The sequence below is a fragment of the Devosia sp. P3_B2 genome, from assembly GCF_056402875.1.
The window spans coordinates 161,012-187,225 of the sequence record NZ_JBFUGO010000010.1; the positions used below are offsets into that span (position 1 = coordinate 161,012).

General features: G+C 64.5%; 31 protein-coding genes. 16 read left to right on the top strand and 15 right to left on the bottom strand.

Annotated elements, in window-relative coordinates:
• The first annotated feature begins 102 nt into the window (after positions 1-102).
• The gene (locus tag AC1DV8_RS15765; RefSeq protein ID WP_477158100.1) at positions 103-792 is read left to right on the top strand and encodes a helix-turn-helix transcriptional regulator; all 690 of its coding nucleotides are present in this window, start codon (positions 103-105) and stop codon (positions 790-792) included.
• A 62-nt stretch (positions 793-854) separates the two neighbouring features.
• Positions 855-1,229 (top strand): VOC family protein, encoded by a 375-nt coding sequence (locus AC1DV8_RS15770; protein ID WP_477158101.1) that lies wholly within the window; start codon positions 855-857, stop codon positions 1,227-1,229.
• On the opposite strand, the gene AC1DV8_RS15775 is transcribed toward AC1DV8_RS15770, so the two are convergent.
• Together AC1DV8_RS15775 and AC1DV8_RS15780 are read right to left on the bottom strand one after the other, a co-directional pair.
• Positions 1,226-1,747, bottom strand: a complete 522-nt coding sequence (locus tag AC1DV8_RS15775; RefSeq protein WP_477158102.1) for a GNAT family N-acetyltransferase — start codon at positions 1,745-1,747, stop codon at positions 1,226-1,228. The genes AC1DV8_RS15770 and AC1DV8_RS15775 overlap by 4 nt on opposite strands.
• Entirely contained in the window at positions 1,747-2,901 is a 1,155-nt protein-coding gene (locus AC1DV8_RS15780) for a pyridoxal phosphate-dependent aminotransferase (protein ID WP_477149253.1), read from the bottom strand. Before AC1DV8_RS15780 ends, AC1DV8_RS15775 begins: the two co-directional genes overlap by 1 nt.
• Before the next feature lie 134 nt (positions 2,902-3,035).
• Here AC1DV8_RS15780 and AC1DV8_RS15785 point away from each other — a divergent pair, with 134 nt between their 5' ends.
• From AC1DV8_RS15785 to accC, 4 genes are all read left to right on the top strand, one after another.
• Positions 3,036-3,962: a DsbA family protein gene (locus AC1DV8_RS15785; protein WP_477158103.1), complete on the top strand. Its 927-nt coding sequence runs from the start codon at positions 3,036-3,038 to the stop codon at positions 3,960-3,962.
• Positions 3,963-4,058: 96 nt separating this feature from the next.
• On the top strand, positions 4,059-4,493 hold the full coding sequence (gene aroQ / locus AC1DV8_RS15790; RefSeq protein WP_477158104.1) for a type II 3-dehydroquinate dehydratase: 435 nt from the start codon (positions 4,059-4,061) through the stop codon (positions 4,491-4,493).
• A gap of 10 nt (positions 4,494-4,503) precedes the next feature.
• Positions 4,504-5,001: an acetyl-CoA carboxylase biotin carboxyl carrier protein gene (gene accB, locus AC1DV8_RS15795; RefSeq protein ID WP_477149250.1), complete on the top strand. Its 498-nt coding sequence runs from the start codon at positions 4,504-4,506 to the stop codon at positions 4,999-5,001.
• A 7-nt stretch (positions 5,002-5,008) separates the two neighbouring features.
• The gene (gene accC, locus AC1DV8_RS15800) at positions 5,009-6,355 is read left to right on the top strand and encodes an acetyl-CoA carboxylase biotin carboxylase subunit (RefSeq protein WP_477158105.1); all 1,347 of its coding nucleotides are present in this window, start codon (positions 5,009-5,011) and stop codon (positions 6,353-6,355) included.
• Positions 6,356-6,562: 207 nt separating this feature from the next.
• On the opposite strand, the gene AC1DV8_RS15805 is transcribed toward accC, so the two are convergent.
• The gene (locus tag AC1DV8_RS15805; RefSeq protein WP_477158106.1) at positions 6,563-7,516 is read right to left on the bottom strand and encodes an alpha/beta hydrolase; all 954 of its coding nucleotides are present in this window, start codon (positions 7,514-7,516) and stop codon (positions 6,563-6,565) included.
• 98 nt (positions 7,517-7,614) lie between these two features.
• On the opposite strand from AC1DV8_RS15805, the gene aat reads away from it, so the two are divergent.
• The gene (gene aat / locus AC1DV8_RS15810) at positions 7,615-8,244 is read left to right on the top strand and encodes a leucyl/phenylalanyl-tRNA--protein transferase (RefSeq protein ID WP_477158107.1); all 630 of its coding nucleotides are present in this window, start codon (positions 7,615-7,617) and stop codon (positions 8,242-8,244) included.
• The gene (locus tag AC1DV8_RS15815; protein WP_477158108.1) at positions 8,232-8,975 is read left to right on the top strand and encodes an APH(3') family aminoglycoside O-phosphotransferase; all 744 of its coding nucleotides are present in this window, start codon (positions 8,232-8,234) and stop codon (positions 8,973-8,975) included. The genes aat and AC1DV8_RS15815 overlap by 13 nt, the downstream gene beginning before the upstream one ends.
• 13 nt (positions 8,976-8,988) lie before the next feature.
• Here AC1DV8_RS15815 and AC1DV8_RS15820 read toward each other — a convergent pair whose 3' ends face one another.
• The 7 genes from AC1DV8_RS15820 to AC1DV8_RS15850 all read right to left on the bottom strand — a co-directional run bounded on the left by AC1DV8_RS15820 (position 8,989) and on the right by AC1DV8_RS15850 (position 12,712).
• Complete coding sequence (locus AC1DV8_RS15820; RefSeq protein ID WP_477158109.1) at positions 8,989-9,774, bottom strand: SDR family NAD(P)-dependent oxidoreductase; 786 nt, start codon at positions 9,772-9,774, stop codon at positions 8,989-8,991.
• Between the two features lie 2 nt (positions 9,775-9,776).
• A complete protein-coding gene (locus AC1DV8_RS15825; RefSeq protein ID WP_477158110.1) occupies positions 9,777-10,268 on the bottom strand; it encodes a GyrI-like domain-containing protein in 492 nt (163 codons plus the stop codon).
• Positions 10,243-10,821 (bottom strand): SRPBCC family protein, encoded by a 579-nt coding sequence (locus AC1DV8_RS15830; RefSeq protein ID WP_477158111.1) that lies wholly within the window; start codon positions 10,819-10,821, stop codon positions 10,243-10,245. The genes AC1DV8_RS15825 and AC1DV8_RS15830 overlap by 26 nt, the downstream gene beginning before the upstream one ends.
• Positions 10,805-11,152 (bottom strand): ArsR/SmtB family transcription factor, encoded by a 348-nt coding sequence (locus AC1DV8_RS15835; protein ID WP_477158112.1) that lies wholly within the window; start codon positions 11,150-11,152, stop codon positions 10,805-10,807. The genes AC1DV8_RS15830 and AC1DV8_RS15835 overlap by 17 nt, the downstream gene beginning before the upstream one ends.
• Before the next feature lie 114 nt (positions 11,153-11,266).
• Positions 11,267-11,764: a GyrI-like domain-containing protein gene (locus tag AC1DV8_RS15840; RefSeq protein ID WP_477158113.1), complete on the bottom strand. Its 498-nt coding sequence runs from the start codon at positions 11,762-11,764 to the stop codon at positions 11,267-11,269.
• Positions 11,765-11,841: 77 nt separating this feature from the next.
• Positions 11,842-12,216 carry a DUF2155 domain-containing protein gene (locus tag AC1DV8_RS15845; protein ID WP_477158241.1) on the bottom strand — a complete coding sequence of 125 codons (375 nt, stop codon included), beginning with the start codon at positions 12,214-12,216 and terminating at the stop codon, positions 11,842-11,844.
• A gap of 67 nt (positions 12,217-12,283) precedes the next feature.
• Positions 12,284-12,712, bottom strand: a complete 429-nt coding sequence (locus AC1DV8_RS15850; protein WP_477149240.1) for an NADH:ubiquinone oxidoreductase subunit NDUFA12 — start codon at positions 12,710-12,712, stop codon at positions 12,284-12,286.
• A gap of 676 nt (positions 12,713-13,388) precedes the next feature.
• On the opposite strand from AC1DV8_RS15850, the gene AC1DV8_RS15855 reads away from it, so the two are divergent.
• From AC1DV8_RS15855 to AC1DV8_RS15870, 4 genes are all read left to right on the top strand, one after another.
• The gene (locus AC1DV8_RS15855) at positions 13,389-17,084 is read left to right on the top strand and encodes a vitamin B12-dependent ribonucleotide reductase (RefSeq protein WP_477158114.1); all 3,696 of its coding nucleotides are present in this window, start codon (positions 13,389-13,391) and stop codon (positions 17,082-17,084) included.
• A gap of 111 nt (positions 17,085-17,195) precedes the next feature.
• Complete coding sequence (locus AC1DV8_RS15860; RefSeq protein ID WP_477158115.1) at positions 17,196-18,155, top strand: hypothetical protein; 960 nt, start codon at positions 17,196-17,198, stop codon at positions 18,153-18,155.
• Between the two features lie 119 nt (positions 18,156-18,274).
• Positions 18,275-19,591 (top strand): hypothetical protein, encoded by a 1,317-nt coding sequence (locus AC1DV8_RS15865; RefSeq protein WP_477158116.1) that lies wholly within the window; start codon positions 18,275-18,277, stop codon positions 19,589-19,591.
• Positions 19,569-19,739 (top strand): hypothetical protein, encoded by a 171-nt coding sequence (locus tag AC1DV8_RS15870; RefSeq protein ID WP_477158117.1) that lies wholly within the window; start codon positions 19,569-19,571, stop codon positions 19,737-19,739. Before AC1DV8_RS15865 ends, AC1DV8_RS15870 begins: the two co-directional genes overlap by 23 nt.
• Positions 19,740-20,333: 594 nt before the next feature.
• On the opposite strand, the gene AC1DV8_RS15875 is transcribed toward AC1DV8_RS15870, so the two are convergent.
• The 3 genes from AC1DV8_RS15875 to AC1DV8_RS15885 are packed head-to-tail and all read right to left on the bottom strand — an operon-like array spanning position 20,334 to position 22,052.
• On the bottom strand, positions 20,334-21,215 hold the full coding sequence (locus tag AC1DV8_RS15875) for an alpha/beta fold hydrolase (protein ID WP_477158118.1): 882 nt from the start codon (positions 21,213-21,215) through the stop codon (positions 20,334-20,336).
• An 18-nt stretch (positions 21,216-21,233) separates the two neighbouring features.
• Positions 21,234-21,701, bottom strand: a complete 468-nt coding sequence (locus AC1DV8_RS15880; protein WP_477158119.1) for an SRPBCC domain-containing protein — start codon at positions 21,699-21,701, stop codon at positions 21,234-21,236.
• A 3-nt stretch (positions 21,702-21,704) separates the two neighbouring features.
• Entirely contained in the window at positions 21,705-22,052 is a 348-nt protein-coding gene (locus AC1DV8_RS15885; protein WP_477158120.1) for an ArsR/SmtB family transcription factor, read from the bottom strand.
• Between the two features lie 213 nt (positions 22,053-22,265).
• Between AC1DV8_RS15885 and AC1DV8_RS15890 the strand changes: the two genes are divergently transcribed.
• From AC1DV8_RS15890 to AC1DV8_RS15905, 4 genes are all read left to right on the top strand, one after another.
• Entirely contained in the window at positions 22,266-22,655 is a 390-nt protein-coding gene (locus tag AC1DV8_RS15890; RefSeq protein WP_477158121.1) for a GFA family protein, read from the top strand.
• A 128-nt stretch (positions 22,656-22,783) separates the two neighbouring features.
• On the top strand, positions 22,784-23,230 hold the full coding sequence (locus tag AC1DV8_RS15895) for a hypothetical protein (protein ID WP_477158122.1): 447 nt from the start codon (positions 22,784-22,786) through the stop codon (positions 23,228-23,230).
• A 39-nt stretch (positions 23,231-23,269) separates the two neighbouring features.
• Complete coding sequence (locus tag AC1DV8_RS15900) at positions 23,270-23,686, top strand: hypothetical protein (protein WP_477158123.1); 417 nt, start codon at positions 23,270-23,272, stop codon at positions 23,684-23,686.
• A 594-nt stretch (positions 23,687-24,280) separates the two neighbouring features.
• Positions 24,281-24,988: a gamma-glutamylcyclotransferase gene (locus tag AC1DV8_RS15905; protein WP_477158124.1), complete on the top strand. Its 708-nt coding sequence runs from the start codon at positions 24,281-24,283 to the stop codon at positions 24,986-24,988.
• A gap of 2 nt (positions 24,989-24,990) precedes the next feature.
• Here AC1DV8_RS15905 and AC1DV8_RS15910 read toward each other — a convergent pair whose 3' ends face one another.
• Positions 24,991-25,302, bottom strand: a complete 312-nt coding sequence (locus tag AC1DV8_RS15910) for a DUF1905 domain-containing protein (protein ID WP_477158125.1) — start codon at positions 25,300-25,302, stop codon at positions 24,991-24,993.
• 27 nt (positions 25,303-25,329) lie between these two features.
• The gene (locus tag AC1DV8_RS15915) at positions 25,330-26,136 is read right to left on the bottom strand and encodes a metallophosphoesterase (RefSeq protein WP_477158126.1); all 807 of its coding nucleotides are present in this window, start codon (positions 26,134-26,136) and stop codon (positions 25,330-25,332) included.
• Positions 26,137-26,214 lie beyond the last annotated feature (78 nt).

Consider the following 26,214-nt stretch of genomic DNA (forward strand, 5'->3'; position numbering starts at 1 on the left):
CGGAAACTCTGCTAGAGTATTTGCTCTAACGTTGGGATTAGAGTTTTTACTCTAGCCCGTCAACCCCTCTCGCAGCCCTGCGGAATCCGCTACCGTGTCGCTATGTCCCGCGCCGAACGACTCCTCGACCTGATCCAGTTGCTCCGCCGCCACCGTGCGCCGGTGAGCGGCCCTGCCCTCGCCGATGAACTCGGCATCTCGATCCGCACGCTCTATCGCGACATCGCGACGCTGCAGGCGCAGGGCGCCGACATCCAGGGCGAGCCGGGCCTGGGCTATGTGCTCCGCCCCGGCTTCACCCTGCCGCCGCTGATGTTCTCGACCGACGAGATCGAGGCGCTGGTGCTCGGCTCGCGCTGGGTCGCTCGCCGTGCCGAGGACCCGCGGCTCGGCGATGCGGCGGCCAATGCGCTCAGCAAAATCACGGCCGTGCTGCCGGCGGAGCTGCGCGACAGCGTGGACGGCTCCAACCTTCTGATCGGCGGTGGCGAGGTTATTCCTGCGATGGTCGATCTCTCCGCTATTCGTCTCGCCATCCGCGATCAGCGGAAGCTCGCGATCGCCTACCGCAACGGTGACGGCACCGCGACTGAGCGCATCATCTGGCCCTTTGCCATCGGCTTCTTCGATCGAGTGCGTGTGGTGATCGGCTGGTGCGAGCTAAGAGTGGACTACCGCAACTTCCGGCTCGATCGCATCGCGCAAATGGAGGTACTGCCTGAGCGCTATCCGCGCCGCCGTGCCGTCATGCTGAAGGAGTGGCGCGAGCGCGAGGGCATCCCGGTCCGCTGACCACTGCCGGAAACTGTCAGTGCCCACGGCTATCCCGTCTCCACCAACAACGGAGACGACAAATGCGCACCCTCAACTACCTGCTCCTCGCCGTCCGCGACCCGCTGAAGAGCGCCGAGCTCTACACCCAGCTGCTCGGACGCGAGCCGGTCGAGAAGGCTTCAACCTTCGTGCTCTACGTGCTGCCGACTGGCCTCAAGATCGGGCTGTGGCTGGCAGACGAGATGGAGCCCAAGCCCAACGCCGCCGGCGGGGTCGAGATCTCCTTCAGCGAAGAGAGCAAGGACGCGGTCCGTGCCACCTACGCGGAATGGACCAAGCTCGGCGTAAAGGTGGTGCAGGAGCCGACCGAGATGGATTTCGGCTTTACCTTCGTGGTCGAGGACCCCGATGGCCACCGGCTGCGGCCGTTCGTGATCGCTGATCAGCCGCGCTAGCCGCGGACTTCAGGCGGCAGATGCCTGTAGACGACGTCCTCGGGGTCCTGGCGCGGCGCAAGATCGTCCCGCACCGCCCCGAGGCGCTCGGCCACCGCGATGGAGCGGCTGTTGGCCGGATCGAAGTAGCTGACGAGGGTCGGCAGCCCAAGCTCGGCAAAAGCCCAGTCGCGCAGCGACGTTGCGGCCTCCGTCACATAGCCCTGCCCCTCAAAACCCTCGTAAAGGAGCCAGCCCAGTTCCTTCTTCGGGAACAGCGGCCCGTGATTGATCCCGACCTGCCCGACGCAGTGGCCGGCTGCCGTGACGTCGATCATCAGCGCGCCGTGCCCGAACAGCGACCAGCAGGCGATGTCATGGCAGAACAGCCCCCACGCTCGCGCCTCGTCGAACGGCCCGCCCATGCCCGTCGACCGCGACGATGCCATCAAGTCGCGATAGGCATCGAAATCGGCAAGCACCGGCGCCCGCAGCACCAGCCGGGACGTTCGCAGCGTCGGGATCGTGCCGCTGAGCATCACTTCCCCCTCAGGAAATCCCCGATCCGGTTCAGCCCCTCGTCGATAGTTGCCCGCGTCCCGGCATATGAGAACCGCACGAAGCGATTGCCGTTGAGGCGGTCGAAGTCGATGCCGGGCGTGGCGGCTACCGCGACCTCGTCGAGCATCTGCATGCAGAAGCTCAGCGAGTCGTTGGTGAAGCGCGAGAAGTCGACATAGGCGTAGAACGCGCCGTCGCCCTCGTTGGCCGAGGCGAGACCGAACTGGGCAAGCCCTTCGGCCAGCACGTGCCGGTTCACCGCATATTGCGCCTTCTGTTCCTCGGAATAGTCCCGCTCCCCCAGCGCCACGCGGCCGGCGATCTGGCTGAGCGTCGGGGCGGCGATGAACAGGTTCTGCTGCAGGATGTTGGTGCGCCGGGTCAGTTCCCCGGGCAGAACCATCCAGCCGATGCGCCAGCCCGTCATGCAGTAGTATTTCGAGAAGCTGTTGATGATGATGGCGTCAGTGGTGAACTCGAGCGCCGAGACCGACGGTGCCCGGTAGTCGAGCCCATGATAGATCTCGTCGGAGATGAAGCGCACGCCCAGTTTGGCGCAGACCTCGACGATCTCCTTGAGTGCCTCGCGCGTCACCGCCGCTCCGGTCGGGTTAGCCGGCGAGGCGAACAGCAGGCCGTCAAACTTCTCCCGGGCATAGGCGGCTTCTACATCGGCTGCCGTCAGCCGCCAACCGGCCGCGGCGGAAACGGGGATCTCCACCGCCTCCATGCCCAGGCCATCGAGCGTGTTGAGATAGGCCGGATAGCCCGGCCGGGTGACCGCAATCTTCGCCCCGCGCTCGAATGCGCCGAGAAAGGCGAGAATGAAGCCCGAGGACGAGCCCATCGTCACCACGATGCTCTCCGGATCGACGGTGACACCGTGCTGATCGCGGTAGTAGCGCACCAGCTCGCGACGCAGTTCGATCTGCCCGGCCGAGTGCGTGTAGTGCTGCGGCAGGTCGAGCGCGGCGGCCACCGCCTGGCGCACCCGAGGTGCCGGCGGAGCGCCGGGCTCGCCCGATTCCATATGCATCACGGTCCGCCCGCTCGCCTCGACGAGCTTGGAGCGAGCAGTGATTTCCATCACGTAGAACGGCCTGAGGCCGGTGAGTTTGCCGGGGTCTTCCATGGCGCCTTGGCTACGGGAATTGCCCCGCCGCCTCAACTAGAATTGAAGCCGGTGCGGGCGGTCCGTCCACCTCTCATGGCAAAATCACTCTAGTCTGCTAGACAGTGGCCGAAACGGGCCACTCCGGAGAACTTATGTCGCGCCTCACAACCACCCTCGTCCTGCTCGTCGGCCTCCTGGCTGGCGGCCTCGGTGTCACGCTACTGTCGCCCCCCCGGGTCGACGAGGCGGCGGCACGTGCCATTGCCGAGGACGTGGTGGCCAAGGCGAAGCCGGAGCCAGGGCTCACCGCCTCGGCCGTCGAGACCATCGTCGCCGACCTGATCGCTCGTCAGCCGAAACAGGATGTGCCGCAGGCCGCCGGGAAGGTCGATCAGTCGACGCTGAACCCGATGATCGAAGACTACCTGATGAGCAACCCGCGCATCCTGCAAAAGGTATCCGCGGCGCTCAACGCCGAACTCACCGCCGAGCGGACGGCTGCCACGCGGACGGCGCTCACCGAGCTGAAGCCTGCCATCTTCGAGGCGGAAGGCCAGATCGTCCTGGGCAACCCGAACGGCGACGTCACCTTGGTCGAGATGTTCGACTACAATTGCGGCTACTGCCGGCAGGCGCTGCCCGACCTCGCGGCGCTGCTCGATACCGACAAGAACCTCAAGGTGATCCTCAAGGAATTCCCGATCCTGTCGCAGGGCTCGGTCGACGCGGCGCGCATCGCGGTGCAGGTCGCCGAAACCGATGTCGACTACTGGAGCTTCCACCAGGCGCTGTTCACCAGCCGCGGCCAGGTCGACAAGGCAGCGGCGCTGAAAGCGGCGGCCGACCTCGGGCTGAACCCTGTGACGCTCGAAATGGGAATGAATACGCCCAAGGTCGGCTCGGTCATCGAGCAGAGCTACCGGATCGCCGACCGGTTGAAGATCACCGGCACGCCGACCTTCATCATCGGCGAAGAGGTCATCCCCGGTGCCATCGGCCTCGATGCGCTGAAGACCCGGATCGCCAATATGCGCGCCTGCGGCGCCACCGTGTGCCCCGCTACCGACCAGCCGGGCTGATCCGACGGCCTTCCCTGCCGCAAATCCGCCCTTTTTCGTGCATTACTCCGCGCCACGCTTGCGCCCGCTGGGGGGCCAGTGCAAAAGGCACGAACCATGGCTCACCGCGTTCTCGTCCTCAACGGCCCGAACCTCAATATGCTCGGGACCCGCGAGCCCCAGACCTATGGCACGCAGACGCTTGCCGACATCGAGAAGATGGCGATTGCCGAAGGCAAGGCGCTGGGTCTCGAGGTCACCTGCAAGCAATCCAATATCGAAGGCGAGCTGGTTACCTGGATCCAGCAGGCACTGGGCAGTTTCGACGCCATCGTCATCAACCCCGGCGCCTACTCGCACACGTCGATCGCCATCCACGACGCCTTCCGGGCCGTCGGGTTGCCGGTGATCGAAGTTCACCTGTCGAACATCTACACCCGTGAGGCGTTCCGCCATCACTCCTACGTTTCGCCGGTGGCGACCGGGGTGATTTGCGGTCTGGGCGCTACCGGATATAGGCTGGCGCTCCACGCACTGGCCGAAAAACTCTAAGAGGCAGAATATGACCAAGGCGTCCCCCAATTCCGATCAGGAACTGATCGAGGCCATTGCCAAGCTGCTCAACGAGCAGAACCTCGCGGAAATCGAGATCGAGCGCGACGACCTGCGCGTTCGGGTCACGCGCTCATATGCTAGCCAGGCCGTGCAGCAGGTGGCCGTTCCGGCATACGCACCGGCCCCGGTGGCGCACGCTGCCCCTGCCTCGGTCGCGCCGGCCGGCGCTGCCGCCGGCATTGCGCCGACGCATGACGATCTGAGCTCCAACCCCGGCACCCTCACCTCGCCGATGGTCGGAACGGCTTATCTGTCGCCGGAGCCGGGCAAACCGACTTTCGCGTCGGTCGGATCCAAGGTGTCGGAGGGCCAGACGGTCCTCATCATCGAAGCGATGAAGACGATGAACCAGATCCCGGCGCATCGCTCGGGCACGGTGACGCGCATCCTGGTCGAGGATGGCTCGCCGGTCGAATACGGCCAGCCGCTGGTCGTGATCGAGTAACGGCCAGATGTTCCAGAAGGTCCTCATCGCCAACCGCGGCGAGATCGCGCTCCGCATCCTCAGGGCCTGCAAGGAGCTCGGTATCCAGACGGTCGCCATCCACTCGACCGCCGATTCCAACGCCATGCATGTGCGCCTCGCCGACGAAAGCGTCTGCATCGGGCCGCCGCCGGCCAAGGACAGCTATCTCAACATCCCTTCGATTATGGCGGCCTGCGAGATCACCGGCGCCGACGCCGTGCATCCGGGCTACGGGTTCCTCTCGGAGAATGCGCGTTTCGCCCGCATCCTCACCGAGCACAAGATCACCTTCATCGGCCCCTCGTCGCACCATATCGAGATCATGGGCGACAAGATCACCGCCAAGAAGACCGCGGTGGAGCTCGGCATCCCGGTGGTCCCGGGCTCCGAAGGCGAGATCAAGACGCCCGAGGACGCGATCAAGCTCGCCAACTCGATCGGCTACCCGGTCATCGTCAAGGCGACCGCCGGCGGTGGCGGGCGCGGCATGAAGGTGGCGCGGAACGACGAGGAAATGGCGATCGCCATCTCGACCGCCCGCACCGAGGCCAAGGCCGCTTTCGGCAATGACAGCGTCTATATCGAGAAGTACCTGCAGAAGCCGCGGCACATAGAAGTCCAGGTGATGGGCGATGGCCAGGGCAACGCGGTGCACCTGGGCACCCGCGACTGCTCGTTGCAACGCCGCCACCAGAAGGTGCTGGAGGAAGCTCCGGCACCGACCGTCCCGATGGACCAGCAGCGCGAGATCGGCGAAATCTGCGCCGCGGCGATGCGGAAGCTGAAGTACTCCGGCGCCGGCACCATCGAGTTCCTCTACGAGGACGACAAGTTCTACTTCATCGAGATGAACACCCGTTTGCAGGTGGAGCACCCGGTGACCGAGCGCATCACCGGCATCGACATCGTCTACGAGCAGATCCGCGTCGCCTCGGGCGAGACGCTCTCGATCAAGCAGAAGGACGTTGCCTTTACCGGCCATGCCATCGAAGTGCGCATCAACGCCGAGGACCCGCAGACCTTTGCGCCCTCGCCGGGCAAGATCCAGTTCTACCACCCGGCCGGCGGCGTCGGCGTGCGCGTCGATAGCGCCGTGTACCAGGGCTACTCGATCCCGCCCTACTACGACTCGCTGATCGGCAAGCTGATCGTCTACGGCCGCACCCGCACCGAGTGCCTGCAGCGCCTGCGCCGCGCCGTCGACGAGTTCGTGGTCGACGGGGTGAAGACCACCCTCCCCCTGTTCCAGCGGCTGATCAAGGAACCGGACATCATCGCCGGCAACTACGACATCCACTGGCTGGAAAAATACCTCAAGGAAAACAAGGCCTGAGGCTTCGCGCCCGTTAACACGTGTTAACGGAAAATGAACGCCCGTCCCAGCGCCGGTTCAGCGGCCGCATGGCATGTATCTCCAACCCAAGGAGATCGTGCCATGCCGCACATGATCGATTACCTCGACGCCCTCGTCCTGATGCTGCCGGTGCTGCTCGCCGCGATCAGCCTGCCGCCGCTGGTGCGGCTGGTGGTCCGCTGAGCCTCAGCTGCCGAGACTTTTGAGAAACCCCAGCATCTCCTGCCGGTAGCGTTCGGGATCTTCCTTGAACGACAGCAAGTGGTTGGCTTCCGTGCGCAGATAGGTAGTCGGCGCCTGGCGCGCGACCACGAGCCGGTCGCTGATGCTGACCGGCACCAGCCCGTCGGCGCTGCCGTGGGCCAGGAACAGCGGACCCGGGAAGTTTGCTACCGCGTCGAAGCTGACGGCGTCGCTCAGGTGCGACCTGCGATAGATGTCGAACATCAGCAGCCCGGTCCGGGCCAGCGTTCGCGCGAAGGGGATCATCCGGGCGCCGATCTTGTCCGCTGCCACTTCGACGATATCGAGGGCCGGCGCATCGAGCGCCAACGCCACGACTTTGTCCGCCTGCTCGGAGTGCATCAGGAACTGCCCCGCAATGCCGCCGCCCATCGATTCCGCGACGAGGATGACGCCCGGTGCGCCGCGCCTCAGCATCCAGCTCACCGCCGCATCCAGATCGCGCCACTCGTTGACCCCGAAGCTGTAGATCGCGTTCTGCTCAGCCGGCGCATTGTTGTCGTTGCGGTAGGTGATCAGCAGCGTCGGGATGCCTGCCTCGTGCAGGATCGACAGCTGGCGATAGCCATTCTCGCGAATGCCGCCGATGCCATGGACGTACACCGCCCATGGCCCATCCATGTTCGCCGCGGGCACGAACCAGGCCTCGGCCTCGCCCAGCTCGGTGGTGTAGTGTACCGTCTCGAACGGCAGGCCGAGCGCTACCAGCGGGTCGCCGCGATAGCCGAGCTCGAACGGATCGGTCGGCGGGTTGGGGTTGCTCGCGCCGCTCCAGTCGATGCCGCCCGGCGTCAGCAAGTGGTTCATCAGCACGGATGTGCCAACCCCGCCGATGACGAGAAACAGCGCAACCGCAATGACAATCCCAACGATGATCCGCCGCACCCACTTGTTCATCGAACGCCCCCAAACGGCTTGGACAATTGCGTCCCGCGGCCAACGGCGCAAGCCGCTTTGGCGTTGTTTCGTTACCCGGCACGGCCCATATTCGGCTTATGACGAAGAAGACCGATCCGTTCGCCATCGACCTCACGCCCGAACTGATCGTGCGGGCCTACCAGGCCGGCATTTTCCCGATGGCGGAGGATGCGGATTCGCCCGACCTGTTCTGGGTGAGCCCGCAGAAGCGCGGCATCATCCCCCTCGACGACTTCCATATCTCCAAGAGCCTAAGGAAGACGCTCCGCACGCATCCTTATGACGTCAAGGTCGATACCGACTTCGCCGGCGTCATCGAGGGCTGTGCCACGGCGGGCGTCGATCGCGAGTCGACCTGGATCAACCCCGAGATCCGCCGGCTCTACGGAGCGCTGTTCGATCGCGGTGTCGTCCATACGGTGGAGGTGTGGGACGGGCCGGCGCTCGTCGGAGGACTCTACGGCGTGTCGCTGGGGGCGGCGTTCTTCGGCGAATCGATGTTCCACCGCAAGGCCGATTGCTCGAAGATCGCGATGGCGCATCTGCTGCACCGCCTCGTGGCCGGCGGCTACCATCTGCTCGACACGCAATTCGTCACCGATCACCTCCGCACCTTCGGCGGCATCGAAATCCCGCGCGAGGATTACGAGGCCCGCCTCGCCGAAGCGCTGAAGCACAGGGGCGACTATTTCGCATGCGACCACTAGAGCTGCCGCCCGGCTGGGCGACGGGACTCGAACTCACGCCGCAGACCATCGGCGAGTCCGGGGCATTAGTGTACCGGGCCGGCGACAAGCACTTCATCAAGTCCGAGCCGATCTCGCCGCTCGCCGAACTTCCCGGCGAGATCGAGCGCCTGCGCTGGCTGGATGCCACGGGGCTGCGCTGCCCCGCAGTCATCGATGTGACCAAACACGCCGACCGGCACTGGCTGCTGATGACCGCAGTCCCCGGGCAAGATCTCTCCTCGACGTCGGAGATTCCGGCGGATATCGCCGTGCCGCTGGTCGCCGGCGCGCTGCGCCAGTTGCACGCGCTCGATCCCGCCACTTGCCCGTTCGACCATCGGTCCAGCATCCGGGTCGCCGAGGCCTCGGCGCGCTACGAGGCGGGCCTCTACGACGGTGACGATCCCGACAATGGCCCCGCCGATCATGCGCGGCTGCTGGCCGATGCGCCCTTGAGCGAAGACCTTGTCGTCACCCACGGCGACGCCTGCTTTCCCAACTTCATGGCCGACGATGGCCGCTTCACGGGCTTCATCGATTGCGGCCGGCTCGGTGTCGCCGATCGCTACCAGGACCTGGCGCTGGCCTGCCGCAGTCTCTCATGGAATTACGGCGCGGCCTCGATCCCGGCGTTCCTCGAGGCCTACGGCATCACAGAACCCGACGAGGCGAAGCTCGCCTGGTACACGCTGCTCGACGAGTTCTTCTAGCCGGCGAGTTCTTCTAGTCGACTTGTGCGCCGCCGGTGGCGTTGGCCACCGTTGCCGTCATGCCGGCCGCTAGATCGGAGGCCATGAGCACGGCAGCGTCGGCCACCTGCGCCAACGCGGTGACCTTGCGCAGAGGTGTGTCCTTGCCGAACTCGCGGGCGATTTCCTCGAAGGTGACGCCGCGCTCGTTGGCCCGCAACTGCCAGGCTTCGCGCACGCCGGGTGCATCGGGCGAGCCGGGCGAGCGCACCCAGCATACCCGCACGCCGGCTGGCCCGTTCTCCACCGCCAGCTGCCGCAGATAATGCTCGACCGCAGCGCAGGCGATGCCGAACCCGCCGACATGGCTATAGGCCTCGCGTGCTGCGTTGGCGGTGATCCCGACAATCGCGCCGCCACCATTCTCGGCCATATGCCGCGCCACGGCGGTACCGGTGTAGAACCAGTTCCGCAATGCCACCTCGACGATGCCGAAGAACCGATCGAACTCCATCTCGGTCAGCAGTTGGCCCTGCGTGTCGACCCAGCCGCTGCCGTTGAACATCACCTTCACCGGGCCGGCCTTGGCGGCGATATCAGCCAGATGCGCCTCAACCGCCTCCCGATCGGTCGCGTCGACGGGTGCAACCTCCGCCTTGCCGCCCCCGGCCCTGATTGCTGCGGCCACCGTTTCCAGCGTGTCGGCATTGCGCGCCGCAAGGAACACCCGCGCTCCCTCACGGGCGAAGGCCTTGGCGACCGCCCCACCCACGGCGCCGGAACCGCCATAGACGATCGCCGTCCTGTCCCTCAGCAACATGATCAGTCCTTGACCTTGAACAGGAGGGTCGTCTCCCACTTCGCGGGGTCGGGCTCCTCCTCGGGGCTGTTGTGGTAGATCTCGAGCCGGGCCGCGAAATGCTCGCCATCCGGCCGCTCGACCATGTCCCACTGGATGCCCTTGTGCTTGGCCCAGCCGATCAGCAGGGCGGTGACCTCCATCAGGTCGTCGTAGTGCCCGAAATAGGTCATTTCGACATAGCGGCCAGCCGGCAGCACGCCGGTGACGAAGCGGCCGCCCGGCGTTGCCGATCCCTTGATCGGCGCGCCGAACTCGATCTCGAGTTCGGGCATCTTGACGATGTTGAACTTGAAGAAAGCTGGGCCAACCTGCTGGAGTTTCTGGGTTTCGATCGTATCGAACAGCTCGCCCATGGCGGGACCGATGGCTTGGTCGAACGGAATCAACACCTGCTGGCGGACCGCCACATAGGGTTGCGCCGGGCGATCAACCAGCTTGGGCAGTGTCAGCATTCTTCTTCTCCTCATTGCTCCTGCGGCGCGCTGCGACGATGTCCTCGGCCACGCCATCGCTGCGCGGCCGGCCCTTGGGGCTCCAGTCTTCGTCGATGAACTGCGCGACGTAGCGGTCGAACACGTCGAAGCCGCTCTTCCAGCCCCAGCCATGTCCATCGCGCTCCTCCACGCTGATGAACGGCGTCTGCCGGAAGTACATGCGGGTCTTGCCGGCCTCGTCGACGAAATCCATCGTCACGACGGTCTCGAACCCGTCATACTCGTTGATGTAGGTGAAGCTCAGCCTGCCCGGCTCGTCGATCTCGAGGTACTCGCCGCGGATCCAGTGGGCATGACCGGGGCCGTTGCTCATGCAGCGGCGCCACTTGCCGCCGACCCGGAAGTCGATCTCGCAGCTCAGCAGCGCATAGCCCTCGGGCCCGTGCCAGCGCACCATGTGCTCCGGTTCCTTGAACATCAGCCAGACCAGGGCCCGCGGCGCGTCGAACAGCCGGTCGAACTCCAGCACCAGCGCAGCCTGCTCGGCGGTGACGCTATTGCTTTGGGCCATTCGGGTTCCCCTTCTGCAGTTCGGCGAGATACGCATCCATGCGCGCGAAATTGGCGTCCCAGTGCCGCCGGTAACGTTCGACCCAGTTGGCCAGTTCAGCGAGCGGCGCTGCGTTGAGCTGCACTGGCCGCCACTGGGCATGCCTGGTCCGTGCGACGAGGCCGGCCTGCTCCAGCACCTTGAGGTGCCGGGAGATGGCCGGCATCGAGATGTCGAAGGGTGCGGTGAGTTCGCTCACCGACGCCTCACCTTCACTCAGGCGCTGCAGGATCGCCCGCCGCGTTGGATCGGCCAGTGCAGACAGGGTGAGGCTGAGGGCGTCGGTCGTCATATTTCGCACATGTGTTAAATAACACATCTGTTAAATATGAGCTGGAGTTCGGAGTCAATATCCTCGCCTACCCGCCACCACCGATGCCGCCATAGCATCGCGGATTCGGAAGCATCAGCGCCCCAACCGAAACGTCACTTCCGTCTCCCACTTCTGCGGATCGGGCTCCGTCGCCGGGTCGGTGCCGTAAATCTCGAGCAGCGCCGCATCGTATTCGCCAGCGGCCTGCTCCGGCATCGCGTGCGAGATGCCCTGTTTGCCCAGCCACTCACCGAGCGCGACGTTGGCGTCGTAGAGGCCGTCATAGGGGCCGGTATGAACAAGCGTCGCAAAGCGGCCGGCCGGGATGGTGCCAGTCCTGACCCGGCCGTCGCCGGTAAGCAGCGACCCGGTTGGAAAGCCAACCTCCATCACCATCGGCCCGTCCTCGGGCATGGCGATATAGCTAAAGAACGGTGCCCCTGTCGGCGCAGCGCCTTTCGAGCCGAGCCAGCCGGCCACCTCGCCGATCAACGGCGGTGCCTTGGAGGGAATTTCGTTGCGATCGAGGCTGATGCGGATGGCCGCGAACGGCTGGTCCGGACGGGTAACGATCTGGGGTTCGCTGAGCATGGTCTGGTCTCCTCTCGTCGTGACGGGAAGAGCTAAACCACAAAAACAGCGCCGGATTTGATCGTGGTTGCGGTGCGTCAGCCGCCGGAGCCGGCATCCGCCGACGGGGGCGGCACGTCCGAGCTCTGCTTACAGTCGAGCAGCCAGATGTCGTACACGGCGTGGTCGATGGCGTTGAGCGCCGGGCTGTCGGCGAACATCCACCCTGTGAAGATGCGCTCGATGGAGCCCTTGAGGCTCACCTGGTCCACTTCGACGAACACCGAGGTGCGCTGCGTCTCGGTCGGCGGGCGGGTGTAGCAGGCACGCGGGGTGATCTGCAGCGCCCCGAACTGCACCGTCTCGTCGATATAGACGTCGAAGGTGGTGATGCGGCCGGTGATCTTGTCGAGCCCGGAGAACTGCGCCACCGGGTTGGCGATGGTATCGGCCAGCGCTGGCGTCAGCAGCATGGCGCAGGCAAATGCCGTGGCCAGTCCCTTGAGGACCCGATGTATGGGCGCGCCGATGGTGGTCAGCTCAGGCGTCAGGCGACCAGGCGTCATAGTCGCCCGTGACGCGCGGACGCTCGCCCTTGCTGAGGAGGCTGCCATCCGGGCGGTAAGCCAGTGCCGTCCCGGTGAGGTTTGGCTGGTGCGGCTGCTGCCAGGTGCGCGCGGCATATTCCTGCTCGGTGGGCGGAGTGTTGGTGCGATAGTGCATCCAGCCATACCAGCCGGGCGGAATGGTGGTCGGTTCGGCATAGCCGCCGGCATAGACCACCATGCGGCGCTCATAGCCGTTCGGGCCGGGCTTGGCGCCCTTCTTCGAGCGGTAGTAGCGGTTGCCCGCTTCGTCGGCGCCGACATACTCGCCGTGCAAGGCCGTCCAAAGGCGCGTGCCCCAGGTGTTGCCCCGCCACCAGGCGAAGATCTCGATCAGGAAGTCCTTCCAGCCGCCGCGTTCCATACCGTCTAACCCGTTGTGGGCGGACCAAATCGTCCGCCGTTTCTGCCGATGGCTCTAACATGCCGGGGGGGCACACGCCTAGGGGTAAGGCGAGGTCGGCGCGCCCTCTACCTATGGTGTGCCGACCCACCAGGAGGGGCTGTGTATGGTCGGGCATTTGTGAAGGAAATAATGCACTTGACAGGTTTCGCACCAAAAACCGCCCCTTACTTAGCGCCACCTCCTCACCTTCGCGCGATGCTCAAAGATGGCCAAAGAGTGGCGGGTTTGCCGTGGTTTAGGGCCGGTTTCGTCAGCGATCCCATAGGTCGCGGTACGGAAAATTGACCATCGATTCCGTCGAATCGAGCTTGGAACTTTTCCCCGCAATCCACATATGAGATACTGGATTTAGCCGTCGGATACGGGCAATGCCACTACCAGTTGTATGTTGTGATCATGCCTCGGCATTGACCGACTCGAACAGAAAGGCCCATCCTTTTGAGGTTGCGCCGGGCTTGTTCAGACGGCACGACGGACGACCGGGACCACGCGGCGACAGCAGTTCGCCGAAGGTCCCAAACGGGGCTCCTAGGCCGCTTTTGGCGGCCAGTTAGACAGCGTCATACAAAGAGGCAGAGACCGTCAGTGGCGGCTCGCGGGCTTTCCTGTCCGCAATATTGGGGAATATATAGAGATGCGCATCGAACGCCGGTACACGAAAGCCAACGAAAGCGCCTATGCGGGGATCCAGTTCCGCTCGACCACGAGCGAGATCAAGAACCCCGACGGCTCGGTCGTGTTCAGGCTCGAGGACATGCAGGTCCCCAGTACCTGGTCGCAGGTCGCGGCGGACATCATCGCGCAGAAGTATTTCCGCAAGGCCGGCGTCGCCAAGATCCTGAAGCGCGTCGAAGAGAACGACGTTCCCTCCTGGCTGTGGCGCTCGGTCCCCGACGAGAAAGCGCTCGCCAAGCTCCCCGAGGCTGAGCGCTATGGTTCGGAAATCGACAGCCGCCAGGTCTTTGATCGTCTCGCCGGCACCTGGACCTACTGGGGCTGGAAGGGCAAGTATTTTGCCACCGAGGAAGATGCGCGCGCCTTCTTCGACGAGCTCTGCTTCATGCTGGCCACGCAGCGGGTTGCCCCCAATTCCCCGCAGTGGTTCAACACGGGCCTGCACTGGGCCTATGGCATCGACGGCCCCGGCCAGGGCCACTTCTATGTCGACCCCTTCACCGGCAAGCTGACCTCGTCCAAGTCCGCCTACGAGCATCCGCAGCCGCATGCCTGCTTCATCCAGTCCGTCAGCGACGACCTCGTCAACGAGGGCGGCATCATGGACCTGTGGGTGCGCGAGGCGCGGCTGTTCAAGTATGGCTCGGGCACCGGCTCGAATTTCTCCAAGCTCCGCGGGGAAGGCGAGAAGCTGTCGGGCGGCGGCAAGTCGTCGGGCCTGATGAGCTTCCTCAAGATCGGCGACCGCGCGGCCGGCGCCATCAAGTCGGGCGGCACCACCCGCCGCGCCGCCAAGATGGTGGTGATCGACATCGACCACCCCGATATCGAGGACTACATCAACTGGAAGGTGAAGGAGGAGCAGAAGGTTGCCGCTCTCGTCACCGGCTCCAAGGTTGTCTCGAAGTCGCTGAAGGCCATCATGAAGGCCGCCGTGAACTGCGAAGGTTCCGGCGACGACTGCTTCGACGTGAACAAGAACCCTGCCCTCAAGCGTGAGGTTCGCGCTGCGAAAAAGGCGCTGGTGCCCGAGAACTACATCCAGCGCGTCATCCAGTTTGCGCGTCAGGGCTACACCGACATCGATTTCCCGGTCTATGACACCGACTGGGACTCCGAGGCCTATCTCACCGTCTCGGGCCAGAACTCGAACAATTCCGTCCGCGTCACCGACGATTTCCTCAAGGCCGTCGAAACCGATGGCGACTGGAACCTGTTGAGCCGCACCAAGGCCGGCAAGGTCACCAAGACCGTCAAGGCGCGCGACCTGTGGGAGCAGATCGGCTACGCCGCGTGGGCCTCGGCCGATCCGGGCATCCATTTCCACACCACCATCAACGAGTGGCATACGAGCCCGGAAGCCGGCGAGATCGTCGCGTCGAACCCCTGCTCGGAGTACATGTTCCTCGACGACACCGCCTGTAACCTCGCCTCGATCAACCTCCTGCCCTACCGCAACGCCGATAGCAGCTTCGATGTCGCGGCGTTCGAGCATACCACGCGCCTCTGGACCATCGTCCTCGAAGTCTCGGTGATGATGGCGCAGTTTCCGTCGAAGGCCATCGCCGAGCGCTCGTACGTCTACCGCACGCTGGGCATCGGCTACGCCAACATCGGCGGCCTGCTGATGACCTCGGGCATCCCATACGACTCGGCCCAGGGCCGCGCCATTGCCGGCGCCATCACCGCGGTGATGACCGGCGTCTCCTACGCGACCTCCGCCGAGATGGCCGGCGAGCTCGGCGCCTTCCAGGATTATCCGCGCAACGCTCCGCACATGCTGCGCGTCATCCGCAACCACCGGACCGCCGCCTACGGCAAGACCGACGGCTATGAGGGCCTCTCCATCAACCCGGTGGCGCTCGACCACGCCTCGATCGGCGACGCGACGCTCTCGACCCGCGCCAAGGCGGTGTGGGACGATGCGCTGGCGCTCGGCGAAAAGCACGGCTACCGCAATGCGCAGGTCTCGGTGATTGCTCCGACCGGCACCATCGGCCTCGTGATGGATTGCGACACCACCGGCATCGAGCCCGACTTCGCGCTGGTGAAGTTCAAGAAGCTCGCCGGCGGCGGCTACTTCAAGATCATCAACAACGCCGTGCCCCCGGCGCTCCGCACCCTCGGCTACTCCGAGAGCCAGATCGCCGAGATTGAGGCTTACGCCGTCGGCCATGGCAACCTGAACCAGGCGCCGGGCATCAACCCGTCTACCCTGCGCGCCAAGGGCTTTACCGACGAGAAGATCGCCGCGCTCAATGCCGCCACCAAGTCGGCCTTCGACATCAAGTTCATCTTCAACCAGTGGACGCTGGGCGCCGATTTCCTGAGGAGTCTCGGCGTAACCGACGCGCAGCTCTCGGACATGAGCTTCGATCTCCTCGCCTTCCTCGGCTTTTCGAAGAAGGACATCGAGGCCGCCAACATCCATGTCTGCGGTTCGATGACCCTCGAGGGCGCGCCGTTCCTCAGGGATGAGCACCTGCCGGTGTTCGATTGCGCCAACCCCTGCGGCAAGACCGGCAAGCGCTTCCTCTCGGTCGAGAGCCACATCCTGATGATGGCCGCGGCGCAGCCGTTCATTTCGGGCGCGATCTCGAAGACCATCAACATGCCGAACGACGCGACCGTCGCCGACGCCAAGGAAGCCTATACGCTCAGCTGGCGCCTGGCGCTCAAGGCCAACGCGCTCTATCGCGATGGTTCGAAGCTCAGCCAGCCGCTCAACGCCTCCATCCTCGCCGATGAGGAAGAGGACGAGGACGATGCGGCCGAGACCATGCTCGCCGCCAACCAGATGGCGCGCGTGCCGCAGATCACCGAGAAGATCGTCGAGCGCATCGTCGAGCGGGTCAGCCGCGAACGCGAAAAGCTGCCGAACCGCCGCAAGGGCTACACCCAGAAGGCCAATATCGGCGGGCACAAGGTGTACCTGCGCACCGGCGAGTTCGACGACGGTCGCCTGGGCGAAATCTTCATCGACATGCACAAGGAAGGCGCTGCCTTCCGCGCCATGATGAACAACTTCGCCATCTCGATCTCGCTCGGCCTGCAGTACGGCGTGCCGCTCGACGAATATGTCGAGGCCTTCACCTTCACCCGGTTCGAACCGGCCGGCATGGTGATGGGCAACGACCGGATCAAGAACGCCACCTCGATCCTCGACTACATCTTCCGCGAGCTCGCCGTCTCCTATCTCGACCGCGAGGATCTGGCCCATGTCCACACCGACACGCCGACCGCGCTGTCGCAGAGCGGCGAAGGCCAGCGCCCTGCCCCGATCCCGGCGCAGAACCTCGTCTCCCGCGGTATGACCCGCGGCAAGGTGAAGGACCAGAACCTGATGCTGGTCTCGGGCGGCCTCACCGCCGCGGCGGCCTACAACCCCGTCGCCTCGATGCAGACCTCAACCGTCACGGCCCTCAAGGCCGCCACGGCACTGAAGATCGAGACCAGCCCCACCGTCCTCAACGAAGCCGAACTCAACCCCATCCCCAGCCCCCCGACCCAGCAGGACGCTGGCCAGCTGAGGGCCCAGGCCCTGATGCAGGGCTATACGGGGGATCAGTGCAGCAACTGCAATTCGATGCGGATGAAGGTGTCGGGCCACTGCATGGTGTGTGAGGACTGCGGGACGACGACTGGGTGCAGCTGATTCTGGAGGCATAAGCGGCGGGCGAGCGGAAACCAGGGCGCAGGTACAGCGGTGTCGGAGACCCAAGTCTCTTCAGCGCCCTACACCGCCCCGGACTCCATGGCGTTTTCCATGCGCGCCTTCGCGGAGGAAGATCGGGCCCGATCATTTGGGAACCTCGTCGCCCTATACGTTCGTGAACTCAGTAGAAGCCTGGATCTATCTACGCTCGACGGCATAACAGTTGCCTTCGACTACCCACAGGCTCTGCTGGAACTCGACAGGGGTTATCCAGCTACTGTCCAACTCACACCGTCACGGGATACTGTGACGGGCATCGCAATGACTCCGTCCGTCCTCCGAAATGGAGTGCTCAAAAGCCACATCGTACTTGATGCCGGCTACGTCATGGCCCTCGAGGAGCCCGACCACGAGTTCTTCGGCCTTTCACTCCATACGCTCGCTCACGAATGCGCGCACGTAGAGATAACCGCAGCGTTCGATCGAGCCTTCCCAAACGTGCTTCTGCGGGAAAGAAGCGCGGGGATGCACGAGGGCATGCGCCAAGACATCATCCAAACATGCTGGGATGAATACGCGGTCTGTTCGATAGTCGCCGGTATGGGCGCTGACCCGCTGCCCGGATACGAAGAAACGCTGGTCAAGGCGGTGGGCGAAGCACGCGCTCGTGCCAACGACTTCATTCGTAAGTATCGTGTCCACGCCGATGTCGGGCAGATGCTGCAGGAGGTGTGCGGAGTATACGGCAACCTCCTAAAGTTTGCGTCCTACTTTGCTGGAACACTTGCAGGCCAGGGCAAGGGTCTGAACGACACTCCAGCTGCCCACGATGCCTTGGTGGGCCATTGGTTTGAACCATACTATGATCGGCTCACGGTAGTTATGGCTGCACTAGCGGAGCGATACCCTCATTGGGAGAGCCGTTCGGAGTTTGATCCAGTGGCCGACCTGTTTGAAGACATCGTCCGAGCCGGCGGGGTGTCGATGACACCCCTACCCGACGGAGGCATCTATGCTGATGTTCCTTTTTCGGCAGAGACAATGCCCCTAGTGAGGCATGCAATCAGGTAGACTGACGAGCACAAGTCTCGAGTAGACGACGCAGGTCTTCTGCGTGGGCCTTGTCTTTTGGATTTTATCCCCGCTAACTAACTGCGTTGTACCGTGTGGCTGTGCTTGAGGGGGCATGCATGACGGCGGAGATCGCTGTACTCAATAAATCGGCAGTGGCGCTTGCGTCCGACAGCGCTGTCACGATTTCTGCGGGGCCGAAGGAAGAAAAGATCTACTTCACTGCGGATAAGCTGTTCGAACTTTCGCGCCGCAATCCCATCGGCATCATGATCTACAACGGCATGCAGTTCATGCAGGCGCCGTTGCATATGCTGATCGATAACTACCGACAGAACTGCCAATCATTCGATCACGTGCAGGATGCTGCGGTTGATTTCCTCAATTACCTCAACAGGTGGGGGCAATCAGCACCGGATGAGGTGATGGAGCAGGTGGTAGAATCCGTTCTATTACCCGTAGCTGATCGCATTGTGGAGCGCATCACGACAAAAGTAGCCGCTCTGGTTCGCAAGGGACCTAACGAGGGCTTGGGGGACAAGCTCAACGAAGCAGTCGACGATGTCCTCGGCACGTTTGAACGTTTTTACGAAACGTCTAGTGCAGCCGACTTCATCGGTGCAAAACCTCGCATCACGAAGGCTCGGGATACACTCATCCGCAAGATCGTAAGCTCAGTGGGGCCACCGGAGGGCGAGCAACACGAACGCCTGGTCGGCATACTCAAGCAGGCGCTCGTCAAGCTGCCCCTGTCAGACTCGAAGACAGGAATTGTCGTAGCCGGGTTTGGGACTAAGGACCTGTTCCCTACTCTAGTGTCCTATGAGATCGACGGCCTTCTCTTTGGGCGACTCAAGTACCGGCGTACGAACTACGTGGACATAGATAGACGCACTGATCGCGCACGGGTACTGCCGTTTGCGCAAAAAGAGATGGTCGAGCGGTTCCTGTACGGGATCGATGCCGACATCGAGCGAAAGATCGGGCAGTTCGCCAAAGAGACCGTGAGCGAGATCACCAAGGAGGTCTTTGAGTATCTCGACATGACCGACGATGACAAAGCCAAACTGCTTGAGAAGGCTCAGGCCGCCGAGCAGGCATTTCTTCAAGGTTTAAAGGGCACTGCGTTCGAGCAGATTCGCAGTGAAAGCCGCGCTGCTGTGGAAGGGATGGTTGAGTTTATGCCTAAGCCGGAGCTTGCCACGATGGCAGAAGCGCTGGTTAACTTGACGTCGATCAAACGCCGAGTCTCTCGGGGGATGGAGACCGTGGGCGGCCCAATCGATGTTGCTGTCATCTCCCGGTCAGAGGGATTTGTGTGGGTGAAGCGCAAACACTACTTCTCACCAGAGTTGAACCCACGCTATCTCGCGCGCGTTCAAAACCTGCCAATCACCGTAGAGGAAGCGAATGATGGAAAAGCTGCACACGCTTGATCGTCTCATCAAACGCGATGAGGACCGCGACCCCCGCAAGAATTCGGAGGTGTCAGAGGATCTTAAGAAGGTGATCGAGCGCACAAGGGCGAATATCCGGGCGGCCTTTGGCGACGGGAAGCCGGCAAAGGCTACCTTGAAGCGGTAACCTCGGGGGCGACGCTTCTGCTCGGCGCCTGTACGTGGCTTTCTGGGCCGCCCGATGCGGTCTGCTCATCCAACTTATCCCCCTCCCCTCCACCCCGTCATATCCTCCCCTCGTCCGCTGCACCGAAGCGAGATCATGACGAGTGGTTGGTGTGGTGGAGGTTGGGTGGGTTGGCAGTCGTGCCGGCCCAGGCCCAAGTCGCAGCCGGTTGTGCCGTAGCCCTGTCCGGCTGCGGTCGCGCCGAAAGACACCGCCACGACCGGGGAGACCATCCCCCGGTCAACGACCATCTTCCCTCGGGGAGAGGAACTGCCTGCTTGGAAACGTCCGGTGTGGCGACACACCGTGGATCTGGACCGAGGGGATAAGGTTCCAGGCTCGGGCGGGTGGCGCCGGGGAAGCCCCCGGATCCGCTGCGGCAAAGCCCAAAACCCCGATCGGCCGGCGAGGCGTGAGCCTCACACATAACTGCGGACTACCCGCGAGGGGCAAACGCCTCGCCGGTCCTTCGCTTCATCTCCCCACACTGGGGAGATGCGTTCTTTGAGCCCTCCGAAGCCATCTGGCTGTCGGACGCATCGGCACGCCCGGCGCTCACTGCGTGAGGAACGCCGTCGCCACCTCCGGGAGCATCGGCGACGCGATCAGGTCGTAGTGCGTCCTGCCCGGAATGATGGCGAGCTGCCCCTTGGGCCGCTGCGAGCCGTCGAAGCCGGCGTCGCGCTGGCCGCCGCCGAGCAGCTTCCAGAACTCGACCATGTGCTCGGGCCGGATCGAATCCGCGTCGGCGAACACCAGCAGCGTCGGTGCCGTGATCGCCTTGACGCTCGCGGTCCAGTCGTACTCGGGCTCGTTCATTTCGCCGGACTTGCGAAACACCCGCTCCCAGTCAACGTCGGGATAGAGCTCTCCGAGGGGCGAGGTGGCGAGCTGCTGCCCGTATGCCGCCGCGTTGGCCGGCAATTGCCGGAAGGCCTCGCGGACCTCGGGATAGTCGTCGTCGGTGCGGTAATCCACCGAGACCGACACCAGCTTTTCGACCAGCTCCGGATGGCGGAACGCCACCTGCAGCGCCACGCCGGCGCCGAGCGAGTACCCCATGATGCGCGCCTTGCCGATGCCGAGGTGCCCGAGCACCGCCGCGACGTCGTCGGCCATCAGCTCGGCGGACCAGGGCGCGTCGGTGTCCGTGCTGAAGCCGTGGCCGCGCATGTGGATGGCGATCACCTGGTGCGTCCTGGCCATCGCGGCGAGCGGCGCGCCAAACGTCTGGGACGGGTCGACGCCGCCATGCAGCAGCACCAGCGGCGGGCCGTCGCCGTGGATCTCGTAGTAGATCTCGGCGCCGCCGACCGGGACTTTTCCGCTGCTCGAGGGGGTGCTCATCGAATTGTCTCCTGCGGTTTGGGCAATGGCGGGCGCCGCGACAAGGGCCGCAGCGGCAAAGGCGAGGGTCACGAAGCTTCGTCTCAGCATGATCATTCCCTCCAGAAATCAGCGTGCAGCGAGCTGCCGCTCGAGCTTGTCGAGGGCCTGCTTGGTGCCCTCGTAGAAGCCGCCGCTCATCGCAACCGCGAGGCTTTCCGCGTTCTCGAACTCGGCCCGCATGGTGAAAACCGTCTCGTCGCCGAGAGCCTCGAAAGTCAGTGTCGCGAGATAGCCAGGCGGCGCGCCGACCACCCCGGGCGGGCGAAACGGCCGGTAGACGATGCGTTCGGGCGCAACGATCTCGACGAACTGGTAGCGCACCGGATGCTCCCCACCGTCAGGCCGATGCATACTGACGTGCCACTCGCCCCCGGCCCGGAACTCGAGCTTGCTGATGGTGGAGGTGAAGTTCTCCGGCCCCCACCACTGCGCCAGCAGGTACGGATCCTCGAACGTCCGCCAGACCAGCGCGCGCGGCGCCCTGAGGCGGCGGGTGATGACGAGCTCGCGCTGCTCCAGGGGGTCGCGGTCCATGGCTCAGTTCTTCCTCGCCGTCGGATCGGTCGACTGCAGCCGCTCGAGCAGCCCGTCGAGCCGGTTGAGGCTGGTGTCCCAGTGCTTGGAAAACTCCTCGATCCAGCCGACCGCCTCGCGCAACGGCTGCGCCTCGAGCCGGCACGGCCGCAGCTGGGCGTTCCGCCCGCGGCTGATCAGCCCCGCCCCCTCGAGCACCTTCAGGTGCTTGCAGATCGCCGGAATGCTCATCTCGAACGGCGCCGCCAGCTCCTTCACCGACGCCTCGCCATCCATCAGCCGCATCAGGATGGCCCGGCGGGTGGGGTCGGCGATCGCCGAAAGGGTGAGGCTGAGCTGGTCGGGCTGCATGTCCGTTTCTAACTGATCGGTTAGCTAACTGATTGGTTAGTTACAACGGGCGAGATTGGGTGTCAAGGAAGGGGCCGTCGCCATGCTCACGGCTCAAAAGGTAGTCCCCCGGTAGTTCATCGGATGGCCTTTGGGGTAAAAGCAGCGCTGCGACGTTGCGCTGCCCAACCGGCATGACGGCCGCGCGACACCCACCGAGGGGACGAGCCGACCATGAGTTCCACCGCCTCCTGCCTCTGCGGCGACATCCGCATCACCACCTCCGGCGACCCGTACCGCACCGGGATTTGCCACTGCCTCGATTGCCGCAAGCATTCCGGGTCGCTGTTCGGCGTGGTTGCGATCTTTCCAGCGGCGGCCGTGACCATCGAAGGCATCACGCACGAATATGCCGGGCGGCACTTCTGCCCCCGCTGCGGGTCGTCGGTGTTCTCGGTGAGCGAGGACGAGATCGAGGTGCATGCGGGGGCGTTCGATGCACCCGACCAGGTGCGGCCGAGCTACGAGCTCTGGACCATCCGCCGCGAAGCCTGGCTGCCGCCCTTCCCGCTCAAGCACAGCTACGAGCGCAACCGCGAGGGCGGCGGGCGCAGCGAGGATTAGGCCGCCGCCGCTCCGGCCCATATTCCGCCGCCGGAATTTACCCTACCCGCAGGATGCACTGGCAAGGCCAAGTCTTACCCCCTAGCGATACTTCGCACTTAAGTCATTTCACGCCTTTGGGAGATAATATGAAACATCTGATACTAGCGGCCGGCTGCGTGCGATCGATCCTTGCCGCCCTCGTCGTCCTTGCCGGCGCCGGCGCTGCACTCGCGGCGCCAAAGCTCGCCGACCAGACCGTCATGACCTACAGCCCCGGCCACGGCACGCAGGTCGAGTACTACGACAAAAAGGGCGGCACCTGGCTCTGGTATCCCGGCAACAAGGTCGTGCTGCCCGGCCGCTGGAAGACCGAGCGCGGCAATATCTGCTTCGGCTACACGCCCAACAGCTACAACCCGGTCACCGGCCACACCGGCGCGAGCTGGGAATGCCAGCCGCTGAGGATATTCGAGAGCGTCGTGGTGGAGCGCGCCGCGGGCGACGTGTTCGGGCTCGCAAAGCGCCAGAAGCCGCCATTCTCCCTCTCTAAGCGCCGCACCACCATCGAGGCTCTGAGCAAGCGGGTCAACTGATCCCCGGCCGACACCTCATCAGCCAACAGGAGCATCGTCATGCGACGCAACGCACTCCCCTCCATCCTCCTCACCGCCCTCGCCCTCGCCACCGGCGCCGGGATCAGCGAAGTATCCGCCAAGGGTGGAGCGCAACTGCTGCCCAAGAGCTCGCTCTATTACAAGGTGAGCACCACCTCCACCAAGGACGAGATCAAGGCGGTCTGCGCCGAGATCATCGAGCGCCAGGAAGCCTCCGCGATCGGCAGGCGCGACGCTTCCCAGCTCTACATGCACGGCATGATCATGGGCGTCACCTGCCTCAAGGTTGATTATTACAAGGCACTGGTCCTCGCCCACGATTCAGGCGATGCCTTCACCCTGAAGTCGGCGTTGACCTACGTGCGCGGCCGCGCCGCCGGCGGTATCACCAAGGCCATCCGAGCGCTCGAAAAGTACGAGAAGGCCTACGACTAAAGCGCCGCCGCTACTCACTAGCGAGAACTTATCCCCCTCATCCCCACCCATGCGATTCTCCCCTCATCCGCTGCACCGAAGCGAGATCATGACGAGTGGTTGGTGCGGAGGAGACCGGAACGCGAGGTGAGGTCTTGCCGATCTCACCAAGGGACGAAAGCTGCCGGGCAAGGGCAGCGGGTGCAGGCGGACGGGCCGGGCCCATTGGGTCGCCGACGTGCAAAGCCCTTCGTTCCCGCGATGCGGCACGGGATGTACCCGAACCGTACCGTGGCATAGGCCCAAAACTCCGATCGGCCGGCGAGGCGTGAGCCTCTTTCATCTGCGGACTACCGCTACGGGGCAAACGCCTCGCCGGTCCCGCTTCGTTCCCCACGGGGAACGGCTCTTTGAAACCTCCGAAGCCCGTGGGGCTGTCGGATGCATCTGTTCGTCCTGCCGCTCGCAACCGCCGCCGTTTGCAAAGGCCCGGAAGGTTGAAACCGGGTCGCCCCGCCCGAACCGATTTCCGTACCACGAGTCCACTTGATCCCCCGCCGATCCGCCGGCATATCGCGCCAACCTTAGCGGGGGGCGCCGCAAGGAGATGGACCTGTGTCTGCGTTGCGTCCCGAAATGGAACTGACCGCCGAGCTGGTGGCGCTGGTCGAGCGCACCGAGCCCGATTCGGGCCCCGCGCCCGGCCTGCCCGAACCTACCGAAGCCGATCTCGCCAACGCCGCTACGCGGCTGCTGGCCACCCGTCCGCCGGGCCCGCTCTGGCTCTTCGCCTATGGCTCGCTGATCTGGAAGCCCGAGCTCGAGCATCTCGAGACGTGCCCCGCCCTGGCGCGCGGCTGGCACCGCCGCTTCTGCCTGCGGCTGACGCGCTGGCGCGGCACCCGCGAGGTGCCCGGGCTGATGATGGCGCTTGATCGCGGCGGCAGCTGCGCCGGCCTCGCCTACCGGCTGCCTGATGCCGATCCGCACGGCCAGTTGATGCGCCTCCTGGCGCGGGAGACGGATAGCGCACGGCCGACCAACGTGCCCCGCTGGGTCCGGCTCGTGACGCCCGAGGGCCCGCTGGTGGCGCTGGCCTTCGTCGCCTCGCCGCAGGGAGCCATCTATGCCGGTCGCCTGCCGCATGAGGTGGTGGCACGCACCCTCGCCCGGGCCGCGGGACACTGGGGGTCGGGTGCGCAATACCTCTACAACACGGTCGAGCGGCTCGAAGCGCACGGCATCCGCGACCGGAACCTGTGGGCGCTGCAGGCGCTGGTGGCCGAGGAGATCCGGGGCCTCACGCTGCCGCTCGCGGCGTGAGGCTAGAGGTCGGGTTCGCGGATAGTGCCGCCGATGGTCATCTCGACCGCGACCTCATCATCCACGGTGATACCGATCCGCTGCCGCACCGCCGCCTTCAGCGGCAGCAGGTAGGTGTCATCCTTGGGGAACAGCGAGGTCTCGAACTCAACGCCGACGATCGTCGCCCGCACCGGGATCACGCCCCAGCCATAGCTCGCGGCCCTCTTGATCTTGCCGATCTCGGTGGCGATATCACGCGGGATTCGCGCGTAAAAAAACGGCGCCGGGCCCCGCCAGTAGATCACCGGTGCCTTGAACTGCCACTCGACCACGCTCGCGATGCTCCCTCGTGAGGGCTGCTAGCCTAGCAAGATCTCGGCATTGCCATCCACGAAATCCTCGAACAGCACCGTGGTGCGGTCCTCAGTGCCCAGCACCACGGCCATCTGCCCCGGCCCCGTCAGGCGACGGAACGGCACCTGCGGCTGGTCGACGTTGAAGCTCACCGAATAGTGGCCACCGGACAGCGTGGTGAAGGGGATGCCGCGATACGTGGCGGTCGAGGTGACGTGGACGTGCCCGGCGATCACCTGCCGGATGTCGGGATGGGTCTGCAGCGCGTCGAGGAACGGACCGTCCTCGAGGATGCGGATGGTGTCGGAGTTGATATGCAGCGCATTGGCGTTGTGGTGGAGGATGACGATCACTGGCCGCTCGACGGCCTCCGCCAGGTTGCGACGGAGCCAGTTGATCTGGCCGGGCTCGAGCACCCCATCCACCCGCCCCGGCTCGGACGAATCGAGGAGGATCACCCGGTAGCCCTTGACGTCGATAACCTTGTCCACGTGGCCGGTCTCGCCGGCATACTCATCCCCGAACACTGCGAGGAAGGTCGGCCGGTCGTCATGGTTGCCCAGGGTGATGTGGACGGGGACCGTCAGCTTCGAGAGGATCGCCTGCAGCCGGCGGTAGGCCTCTGCCTGGCCGAGATCGGCAAGATCGCCGGCTAGCACGCAGAAATCGGCATCGGCATAGCGGGCGTTGATGGCGTCGACAGCAATCTCCAGCCGCGCGGCTGTGTCGAGTGTCATCGACAGCTCCCCCTCCGGTACCAGGTGCAAGTCGCTCATCACGATGATCTTCAGTGTCACGGCGGAGGCCCCCATTTTCGATTGCCGCCTCCTAGCGAGCCCCGATGACCGAGCCGTGACAGTTCCGGAAGTAACGGAAGTCGCCGAAAACCC